This window comes from Ensifer sp. ENS10 (genome assembly GCF_014852025.1).
Taxonomy (GTDB): domain Bacteria; phylum Pseudomonadota; class Alphaproteobacteria; order Rhizobiales; family Rhizobiaceae; genus Ensifer.
On the sequence record NZ_JACVAS010000013.1, the window covers coordinates 205355 to 216015 of the forward strand.

Annotated in this window: 4 protein-coding genes and 3 pseudogenes; 1 reads left to right on the plus strand and 6 read right to left on the minus strand. The window is 55.6% G+C overall.

Annotated features, from left to right (window positions below; all coding sequences use genetic code 11):
• Positions 1-45 precede the first annotated feature (45 nt).
• Positions 46-5616 carry a glycosyltransferase gene (locus tag IB265_RS32020; protein WP_192495765.1) on the plus strand — a complete coding sequence of 1857 codons (5571 nt, stop codon included), beginning with the start codon at positions 46-48 and terminating at the stop codon, positions 5614-5616.
• Between the two features lie 239 nt (positions 5617-5855).
• Here the strand turns inward: IB265_RS32020 and IB265_RS32025 are convergent.
• The 6 genes and pseudogenes from IB265_RS32025 to IB265_RS32050 form a co-directional block, all read right to left on the minus strand.
• A pseudogene (locus tag IB265_RS32025) lies at positions 5856-6743 on the minus strand (IS3 family transposase); the annotation flags it as partial.
• A gap of 114 nt (positions 6744-6857) precedes the next feature.
• Positions 6858-7634 (minus strand): IS21-like element helper ATPase IstB, encoded by a 777-nt coding sequence (gene istB / locus IB265_RS32030; RefSeq protein WP_014330258.1) that lies wholly within the window; start codon positions 7632-7634, stop codon positions 6858-6860.
• Positions 7635-7652: 18 nt separating this feature from the next.
• A complete protein-coding gene (istA, locus tag IB265_RS32035; protein ID WP_014330257.1) occupies positions 7653-9206 on the minus strand; it encodes an IS21 family transposase in 1554 nt (517 codons plus the stop codon).
• Positions 9207-9404: 198 nt separating this feature from the next.
• A pseudogene (locus IB265_RS32040) lies at positions 9405-9728 on the minus strand (transposase); the annotation flags it as partial.
• Positions 9695-9946: a transposase gene (locus IB265_RS37865; RefSeq protein WP_375293101.1), complete on the minus strand. Its 252-nt coding sequence runs from the start codon at positions 9944-9946 to the stop codon at positions 9695-9697. The pseudogene IB265_RS32040 and the gene IB265_RS37865, both read right to left, overlap by 34 nt.
• A gap of 302 nt (positions 9947-10248) precedes the next feature.
• A pseudogene (locus IB265_RS32050) lies at positions 10249-10536 on the minus strand (transposase); the annotation flags it as partial.
• Positions 10537-10661: the final 125 nt, after the last annotated feature.

Sequence of the window (10661 nt, forward strand, 5' to 3'; positions counted from 1 at the left end):
TGAAGTGCGCCACCGTTTGTTCTGCTTAAATCGACTGAGGATACAATGAAATTTAAGAGTGTATGTTCGCTTCGCGAAATCAATATCAGCAGCGTGAAGACAAGCATTATCACATTCGACATTTTCGATACGCTGATTTTTCGCCGCCGCCTAAACGTGAACGAGGTCCATGACCTTTCGAGCGCATATGCGCTCAGTGTCGTCGGGCAACTGGGGCGGATGTCTCCAGGAGAATTAACGCTGACCAGATATCACATCAGCAATATACTCAAGACCGGACCTGTCAGTGCTCTTGAAGAACCTAGCCTCGAAATGGTCTGGTCTCACGTTCTGTCTTCTCTCGGCATTGCCGGCGAACGTAGAGCGACGTTGGCTCGACAGATCGCGGATTTCGAGTTCGAGGTTGATCTCCAGAACCTTGAGGCGGTTGACGGAGCGATGGAGCTTCTGGCGGGAGCCAAGAGCGCTGGGAAGCGGATCTTCGCTATCTCTGATATGTATTTCTCATCGGGACAGATCAACAAAATCCTAATGAATCTCGGACTACTCGAGTTCTTTGAAGAAGTCCTTGTGTCAGCATCTATCAACAAGACCAAGCAAACAGGAAATCTGTTCCTCCATTTCGTCGAAACAACCGGATTCAGTTCGGCCGAAATTACCCATATCGGGGACAACCCTATTTCGGACGTCAAAATGCCTGCCGAACTAGGGCTTTCGACTATTCATATCCAGCAACATGCGTCGTTGATGATGTCGCGACCAGAATATGGCGCACGCCCCGATATTTTCACCGAAGTTGTTGATATCGTGAAGCTCTTCATAGCTCGGGTCTCTTTGGCAGCCCATAACGAAAAACTAGATGCTATTTACTTTCTAAGCAGAGACGGGCTCATCATCAGAGATATCTGGGAGAAATGGCAAAACCCGATCATCGACAAGTTCTTTGAGCTGCCCAAACCCGAAGAACTCTACCTGAGCCGTTCAACGTCCTGCTGGCTGAATGTTGATTTCCAGAAGGACTGGTTCCTACAGGTTTTGGGGCACGCATTTTGGCTGCATAACGGGTCGGCAACACTTCAGCAGTTGTCTGCCACGATGGGCATAGTCAAGATTCCGACATCACTCGCTGATAAAATTTTTCGTTCAAACACGGATACATTTGTTGTTCTGGAAGCGTACGAGAAGGATGGCCTTCTCGATGAAATTAAATGTGCCGTCTTGGAGAAAAGGCAGAGACTGCTGGAATATTTGCGCGATTGCGGCCTTCTTGGAAAGAAGAACGTTGCCATCTGCGACGTGGGATACTCGGGGACAGTTGTCCGCGATCTGAACACCTTCTTCCTGCAGATGACCGAACTCAATGATATTGATGCTCTACCCCGAATCCATTTCTTTTGTGTTTCGACCAACGAAAATCATTCCAAGAACGCCGTTCAAGCGTTACCTTACGTCCATTTCCAGAGTAAATCGATCCTAGACAACGAAAGTCTTCCCGAAGATCTTAAGAAGAGCTTTGCTTGGCTCGAGGTCTTTTTCAAACATCCAACGCTCGGCCCGCTTGACGGGTATATGCTGCGAGACGGCAAGATGCTGCCTTGCATAAATCATCAGTATAACGCAAATAAAGACCACCCCAGTGTTCGGCTTTTGCACCATACTCAATCCTCCATTGATGACATCGTTCTCATCTGGATGGCAGCGGTTGAATATTGGAACTCATTGACTGAACCTTTCATTAAAAGAATGGAGCAGCCGGACCATTCAACCGTCGAACAGATGATGCTCGATGTATATGAAGCAGACGCTGTGACGGGAAAAGTACGCTCTATTGTACTAATCGAACCGGATCTGCCGAGGAATGAGATTATATCACGCGCCGCGGACGATGATTATTGGATCGGAGGGTCCTTGGTTGCATCGGACTTCGCTCGTTCACAGGAAGTCTCTGGGGATTTGCTGATACCAGATACCGCCGAAGAGCACTCAACTTACAAAGCAAAACCCAGCGAATCGGCGCTTCCGAAAGGATTCGACCCCTATTTCTACCGCCACTTCTATCCGGATCTGCTTGTAGCATTCCACAAGGATGATGAGTTATATCACCATTACAAGCGTCACGGCCGGAAGGAAAAGCGGTTCAGATCTGAAGCACATCTCTACAAGGTGCTCGGCGGTCAAGACGATGGCTTGCCAGCGGATTTTGACTATGGAAGCTACCTGTGGCTCAACAGGGATCTCGCCCCGCAATACCCCGTGCGTTGGCGAGCCGAAGAGCATTTCCTGCGCCATGGGAGACGAGAGGGCAGGCCTTATCTCCTACCGTCATCCTCCCTTGATGATGAACTGATCAAAATGGTCATAGGAGGAAAACTTTCCTTATCCCATCAGGAGCAAGCCGCCGCCAAGCTCGGGGTCTCCATTCTTACTATACTGCTTCGGCGCTTCGGCCTCGGATACGGCGCATGGATCGAATCCCTGAATGTGGCCGAGTTTCATGCCCTCAATCATGCTTGGTGCGGACCTCTGAATTCTCGGGCAGAAGCTCTTGTGCGGTTTCTTGAGGAAGGCATAGACCGCCAGGCGCCCATTTCCCGCAATCGATTCTTCGATGCCGATTTTTATAGAGCTCACTACGAACAGGCGAAAGGCAAGTCCGACAGGGATGCATATCGGCATTGGCTGCGTGACGGTTCTTTTGTCGGGTTCTTCTCATCTGAAAGAGCACATATCGAAGCGTTGATTGGAACATGGGAATTCCCGGCATCCTTCGAATGGGAAACGTTCAGGGCACGTCAGGACAAAAAATTCCGAACCGCCTCTCGGGTTAAAGTACTAGATCGCTTCCTGTCGTCCTGGACGCCGCGAGATCCGGCGCGCTACCTGAGGGGTGCTGGTGCCGGATTCCTTTGGGAAGTGGTTGCAGATAGAGCGCTCCATCAGCGGGGTGATCAGGAGACCGCGATCGCAGCGCTCCGGAAGGGCATCGAGTGCAACGAGGGCAATGTTGGGAGTCTGTGGCACAAACTCGGCGATATCTATTTCTTCCGTCGGGGTGAGATGCAGGCCGCAGCCCATTGCTACCGCTCGGGCGTCAGTTCCCCAGTGCCTGACAACTGGAGCTACATCAACGGTGCAAATGCAGCCAAGAACTTCGGCGCGTTCGAAACGGCCCTTCAGTTCCTGACTGACGGCGAGGTGCCTTGGCAGCACAAGGAGCCATGGTTGACCGCTCGTAGGGATGTGTTCAAGATCTGGTTCTCAACCTGCATCCAACCGTTTCAGGACGGGACGAAGGCCCTCGACGTAGCCTATCTACATGCATGCCGGTTCTTGGCGGATTATGCCGACGAATATCGCAAACTCCTCATTTCGCCTCTGCCGTTGATGAATCCTGGCGGTCCGATACGTATCATTTCGGCGACTGTCGATTTTGAGCGGATACGGCGCCACTGGATGAGGCAACCCGTGTCTGATGTCATTCTTTATGAGGCTGGTGAAATCTCTGTTTTCCTTGAAGATTTGCCTGGTACACGCCATGTGATCTTCCATGATCTCGACTGCTCCGCAGAAGCAGTCGAAGCGGCCCTACTTTGTGCTGCCTTCGGGATTGCGACTTCGTTCTGGGTTGGCGAACTGAGGAGCTTCGACACGGGTCGCGACCCTCAGCATCCGCTGCAGGATTTGCGTTTGCCTCGATTGCCCGAACGCCACTCGCAAGGTGCAAGTATCCTTAACCTCCTTCTGTCCAAGATATGCGTTGACGTCATCTCTGCCGACCCGCTGATCCCAGCAACGACCTTTGCGGAGAACCGCTACATCGAACTTGCCCCTTTGCCCCAACTGAACCCTGGCGAGATGTTCGATCGTTCGAGCAGCACATTGGGCTCGCTAATTTATGTCGAGCTACCTCCGAAAACGAGCGCCGTAAACGATAGGCGCCGCGGCCTCTTCGCCAAAGTCCTTGCCGCAAGGAGCGAGACGGCTCCCCTCTCCAGAGCCAAGGTGATCGAGTTTGTTCATAAGATGCTGGCGGAGCAACCATCCATTTCGTTCGTGATCGGCGGTGACAGTAGCGATCTCTCACAGATGCTACGCTCCTTCGGAACGCGCCTGAGGCTCCTTCCTTGGAACACCAGCCACACCCAAAAGGCATGCGCAATCGCTTCCGCGGATTTCGTAATCGACGCCGCGTGCAATGTAACCAGCTTCGCTCGCCCCTCACACTGGGCATCACGGCTGGGGATCCCCTTTTCGACAAACTGCGATGCGTCATTGCCAGGGCGGGTTGAGGTCAGAACCAGCCACGATTTGGAGTTTGCAGTCGTGGTCCCAACATCCGGTGTCCGACGGGTGTCCATCACGACTGGTCGGATCATTCCAGAGACAGGCTCCGCCGCAAGGTCATCTCTCTCTCATGCGTCCAATGCGAAGAAGAGAGTCTTGATTGCGAATGTCTTTTCGCCGCTGCAGATCACCGGCGGTGCCACTCGCGTCGTGGCTGACAGCATCGATTACTTGCTGAAAAATGCCCAAGAAGAATTCAGCGTTTATGTGATCGCCGCCGATGATCAGAATGCCAACAACGGCGCCAGCCGCATGGATAACTATCGCGGTGTGCCTGTCTTTACGATCGCGACCCCACAAGAACTCGATATGGACTGGCGAACCTACAACGCCGAGGTCGATGCCTATGCAAACTGGGTCCTCGACCAGGTGAAGCCAGAATTTGTCCATATCCACTGCCTACAGCGGCTAACTATTGCCATTGCAGATGCGTGCGCGCTTCGGGCCATCCCCTATATCGTAACGCTTCATGACGCTTGGTGGATATCAGATTACGCATTTATGACCGACGAGAGCGGTAGTGTTGTGTCGGTGGCGAAGGCGCCCTCCGAACAGGATATGTTGCCGAGGGTGGGGTACGCGAGAAGCGTTGAACGGGGTGTTCGCCTCCGCAATGCGCTGAGCGGAGCCCGAAAGGTATATGCCGTATCGGCGTCGTTTGCTGCCCTTTTTCGCAGTATCGGGATCGATACAGTTGTTCTAGAGAACGGCGTGCGAGCTCCGTCGGTTGTGCGCAAGCGGAACGAAACCGGGCGGGTGCGCCTGGGGCATGTTGGTGGACTGGAGTTCCATAAAGGGGCCTTCCTGATTGAAGCAGCTCTTAAGCAGAATAAGTTTGAAAACCTGTCGTTGACTATTCTGGACCTCGCTAGAGGTGCTGGAAACGAGACCAGAACGCTGTGGGGCACGACGCCAGTGACAGTTACCGGCAAACTTCCCGCGGAGAAAGTCGGCGAATTATATGGTTCAATGGATGTCTTGGTTGCGCCGTCCATATGGCCGGAAAGTTTCGGGCTCGTCTCACGCGAAGCGCTCTTGTCCGGATTGTGGCTGATAGCCGGCAACCAGGGCAGCATGGGAGAATGCGTTCTCGAGGAGAAGAATGGCTTTGTAGTTAACGTGCGGGATCCCGTCGATTTGGCCCGCGTCCTGCGAGTGATCGACGCCAACCCCGAGAGGTTCATGCGTCCTCCAACAGAGCAAAGCCAAATCCGAACGATCGATGAATACGGGAGAGAGCTACTACAAGTTTACCGTGCTTTAGCCAGCTGAACTGTCATCCAGTGATAAGTTTTGAGTCTTCCTCAGTTGCCTTTCTAGACAACTGAGGAACTGACGGCCGTCTCTTTCTTGCAACAGCTAGAAGAATGGGCAGCGTGCGCAAACTAATTCGGCGCGCGCTCTCTCAAGGTGTCGGATGCTCCGCTGGCGATTATTAGTGCTTTCGGAAGACCGGCTACGGCGCGCAAACTGGGGAAGTGGAGTGCTCCCCGTTTCAGCGGACAGATCGGCTAGTTTGATTTAGCCCTGATGAACTGCCGAGGGGAAGCCATCTTGAGGGCGGAATGGGGATGGATTTCGTTGTAGTCCTCGATCCATCCGTCGATAAGTCGGAGCGCCGTTGCGGCGTCCGGTAGTGCCGAGATGCGGATGTAATCCCGTTTCAGAGTTTTCACGAATGCCTCGGACATGCCGTTCGACTGGGGGCTGGCGACGGGGGTGAAGCAGGGTGTCAGATTGAGCGCCTGGGCAAACAGCCTGGTCTCTCTTGCCGTATAAGCCGAGCCATTGTCCGAGAGATGCTCGATAGCATGCGGGGCTCGGGTTGCTGCGAACCGCTTCTCGACTGCCTCCAGCATCATGTCGCGCACGTCCGAGCCGGAGATGCCTGCATTGGCAACAGCCGTCCATGCGATGATCTCGCGGTCGAAAGCGTCGATGATGAAGGCGAGACGGAGGACCTCGCCGTTCCAGCAGGTGAACTCCAGACCGTCGGAGCACCAGCGCAGATTGGAGCGCATGACCATGACCTTGCCGTCATGGATGCGGCCCTTGCGAACGGCCGTATGCTTCTCCAGCAACATGGCGTGGTTGCCCATGATGCGGTGAACCCGCTTGGCGTTGACGACAGGCTTATCGGCGGCTCGCCTTTCGCGATTGAGGAGCGCGGCGATCCGCCGATAGCCATAGGTTGGCCTCTGATCCACCAACCTGCGAATGGCGGGCAGAAGCTCTGCATCCTCGGCCTTCCGATAGGGCCCGCGCGGCTTTGATCTGCCTTTCAACCGCTCCACGAGGTTGGAACGGGACACCCCCAGCGTGTCTGCGACGGCTTTCATCGGGAACCGTCCTTCGGCAACAAGATCGGCCGCGATATCCGTTTTTTTGAGTCTGCTTTCGAAAGGGCTGCGGATTTCGGATTAACGGGACAGCGATTCCGGTAAATCCCGGACAGTCGTTTCACTAAATCGCGGACAGTCTTGCGGGATCGACTTTCGTTCGCCTGGTTGATGTCATTTGTTATTGATTTCGGCGTTTCGCATTTCGGTCAAGAGCGAGGATTGCTTTTGCTTCCTCATGCTATCGCCTTCGAGCGCAATTCGGTGAGAGTTGTGAACGATGCGATCGAGGATGGCGTCAGCGATAGTTGGTTCCCCGATCATCTCGTGCCACTGCGCCACGGGGAGTTGGGCGGTGATCAGTGTTGATTTCCTGCGGTAGCGCTCTTCGAAGATTTCCAGGAGATCCAGCCGCTGCTGATCGCTGAGCGCATGGGTTCCCCAGTCATCCAAGATGAGCAGTTGAACACGTGCGAGCTTGTCGACCAATCGAGGGAACCGACCGTCGAGGCGCGCCAGGGCCAAATCCTCGAAGAGACGAGGCATCCGGACATAGAGAACGGAATAATCGAGGCGGGCCGCCTGCCGTCCGATGGCACAGGCAAGCCAGGTTTTGCCGGTTCCCGTTTGTCCGGTCAGGATCAAGTGCTCATGGGCTTTGAGCCATTCACCTTGTGCCAGGGAGAGAAGCTGTCTGCGGTCAAGGCCGCGATGGGCGGCGAAGTCGATGTTCTCGATGCAAGCGTCGGGGAAGCGCAGTTTGGCGATTGCAAGCCGGTTGGTCAGGCGCTTGTCACCGCGCACAGCCATCTCCCGGTCGAGCATCAGACCCAGCCATTCGTCGCGGTTGAGATCGCTGCCCTCGGGCTGATTGGCCAGTTCACGATAAGCTGCTGCCATGCCGGATAGACCGAGTGCGTGCATCTGGTCGAGGGTTGGATGTGTGAGCATTCAAGTGTCTTCCTTTCTTCACTGGTAATAGGAACTGCCGCGGATGTTGCCATGCGGCGGGGCAGGCTTGACCGGCTCGGCGGCTGGTGGAGCTTGATCGAGGCCGGATTTGAGGATGGTGCTGACGGAGGAATAGCTGGTCGCATTGATCGTCAGCGCCCGATCGCACGCGGCTTCAAGACGCTCAGGTCCGTACCGGCGCGCGAGTGATAGAACGCCTTGAGCGGCGCGGTATCCCTGCTGGGGATGGGGCCTGTCGCGCATCAGCCGTTCGATCAGGATCGCAGCGTTGCGGCCAATCTTTGCGGCCTGCTTGATCAGGCTCGCCGGGGTGGTGTTGGCATAGTGCTGATGCGTCTTGGGCATGTGTTCGTTGACGGTGACGTGACCAGCCCGCTGCGACGTCCGGCGGTGACTGGCGACACGTTGGTGATCATGGAAGACCTCGACAATCCGGCTTGTAAGCCGGACATCGACCTGGCGGCCGATCAGGCGGTGCGGCACGGAGTAGAAGGCCTTATCGACCTCGACATGATAGTCGGGATGAACCTTTGCCGATTTCCATTCGGAATATTCGAATGGCGTTGCTGGCAAGGGGGCGAGCGCTTCGCGTTCGATCGCCTCGAAGAGTTGATGTCGGGATTTGCCAACACGCCGCATCGGCCGGTTATTGAGATCGTCGAGGAGCTGGCTGATCCGCACGTTGAGATCAACGAGGCTGAAGAAGCGCTCATTCCTCAGTCGCGCCAGGATCCAGCGCTCAACGATCAGAACGCTGCCTTCGACCTTGGCTTTGTCCTTCGGCCGTTTTGGGCGGGTCGGCAGGACCGTTGTGTCGTAATGTTCGGCGAATGCTGCAAAAGTGGCGTTGATGGTCGGCTCGAACCACAAGGGCTTGGCGACGCCGGCCTTGAGGTTGTCGCAGACGATCGCCTTGGTTACGCCACCGAAGAAGCTCAACGCCCGTTGCTGACCCTCGATCCAGTCTGGCAGCCGTTGAGTGAAGCTCGCATAGGCGAAGGTGTACAAGGAGGCCGGCAGAACCGCGACGAAGATCTGCGCCGGCCGGATCTCGCCCGTCGCCGGATCAATGACGGGGACGGTGTGGCCAGCATAGTCGGTCTGCATCGCCGCGCCGGCGGTGTGGCGATTGCGGAAAGTGGCGCTGGCGCGTTGTTCGAAAGCGGCGAAACGCTCACAGAACCATGTGTATCCATAACCGTTGGGGTGCCGCTCGCGATATTCCTGCCACAACAGCGTCAGCGTCACGCCCTTTCGCTTTAGTTCACTGGCGATCTGGCCCCAGTCTGGCGCGTGCATGTCCTGGGGCGGGCGGCCGCGACGATGGAACAGGCGACGCTGCAACACAGCGTCCTCGTCAAGCCCAGGCGGCAACGGCCAGCCCGTCAGCCCGGCCTCACGCGCCCGCAGCAGGTAGGTCGAAATGGTCGTTTTGCTGATCTTCAGCCGTTCCGATATCGCACGAACCGAAAGCCCCTGTTCGTGCGTCAGTCGCAATATCGATCGAATGTCCTTCACGTCAATAAGTCTCGCCTGCTTCCGTCTCGCCATTCCCCGCACCCCTCTCAAATCGGGGTCCAGAATGGCAAAACGGCGCGTGCGAAAGTCGATGTTTTAATCGCCGAAAGACTGTCCGGGATTTACCGGAATCGCTGTCCGGGAATTAGCGGAAATGCTGTCCCGGATTTAGTGAAATCGCTGTCCGGGATTTAATGGAAACCCTGTCCGCGAATTACCGAAACCCGCAGAAAGGGCTTCGCGGAGTATCTCGACCTCCATCGTCTTGCGGCCCAGCATGCGCTCCAGCTCGCGGACGCGGTCTTCAAGCTTCTTCACTTCCGAATTGCCGACAACCGGCTCGTCTGAATCCACGGCGGCAGCACCTCCCTCACTCAAGAGCCTGCGCCACCGGTAAAGCAGATTGGGCGCAACGCCATGGCGGCGAGCGGTCGAAGATACCGTCTCGCCTGGTTCGAAACTCTGCTCAATGATTGTCAGCTTCTGCTCGGTTGTCCACCGCCTGCGGCGGATATCACCCGTCAGCAATTCAACATGTCGATACTCGTTAGACATAAGCCTGTCCTCAAGCCCGTGCTTGAGCCTTTCTGCTTATGCCGACTGTCCGGTCGAAAGGGGGTGCAGTTCACAACGCCATGGCGGCGAGCGGTCGAAGATACCGTCTCGCCTGGTTCGAAACTCTGCTCAATGATTGTCAGCTTCTGCTCGGTTGTCCACCGCCTGCGGCGGATATCACCCGTCAGCAATTCAACATGTCGATACTCGTTAGACATAAGCCTGTCCTCAAGCCCGTGCTTGAGCCTTTCTGCTTATGCCGACTGTCCGGTCGAAAGGGGGTGCAGTTCAGGAAGATTCAAACGGCACTAATGGGGAGTATTGTTCCGGTACTGACACCCGTGCAGCCAACATGCGATAAGGAGCCGTTAATCGGCTCTGAGCCTTCCAATTAATCTCTCGAACTCTCGCACTTTCGATGGGACCTGCTCCATAAGGTAGAGCTTCCTTATGCCGACCCTCGGCGGATTGCCGGACATAGGGTAATCCCCCCGTTTTCAACGGGGCTCCGCGGTAGAATTCACGCGGCCATTTTCAGTTTCTGTGCGGGCGTGATACCGCCGATGCCCATATTGGGACGTTCGTTGTTGTAGGTCCATAGCCACTGCGTGGCAAATTCCTGTGCCTCCTCAATGCTTTCGATGATGTGCTGGTCGAGCCATTCATGTCGGACGGTCCGGTTATAGCGTTCGACATAAGCATTCTGCTGCGGCTTTCCCGGCTGGATGTGGCTCAAGGCGATGCCCCGTTTCTCGGCCCATTCCATAAGCTTGCCGCTGACGTATTCAGGCCCGTTGTCAACCCGTATGCGTATTCCGGTGAAGTCGGCCGCTGATTCCGAAACGAAGCCGGCCACCTATTCCGATTTCATTCCGGCCACCATTCCGATCTGAAGCCGGCCAGTTGATGCTCCCCTGGGTCGTTGTTTTGCAT

Excerpts from the sequence above, each read along its gene's own strand:
- istB (WP_014330258.1), bottom strand. The coding sequence starts at position 7,634 with ATGCTCACACATCCAACCCTCGACCAGATGCACGCACTCGGTCTATCC.
- IB265_RS37865 (WP_375293101.1), bottom strand. The coding sequence starts at position 9,946 with ATGTCTAACGAGTATCGACATGTTGAATTGCTGACGGGTGATATCCGC.
- istA (WP_014330257.1), bottom strand. The coding sequence starts at position 9,206 with ATGGCGAGACGGAAGCAGGCGAGACTTATTGACGTGAAGGACATTCGA.
- IB265_RS32020 (WP_192495765.1), top strand. The coding sequence starts at position 46 with ATGAAATTTAAGAGTGTATGTTCGCTTCGCGAAATCAATATCAGCAGC.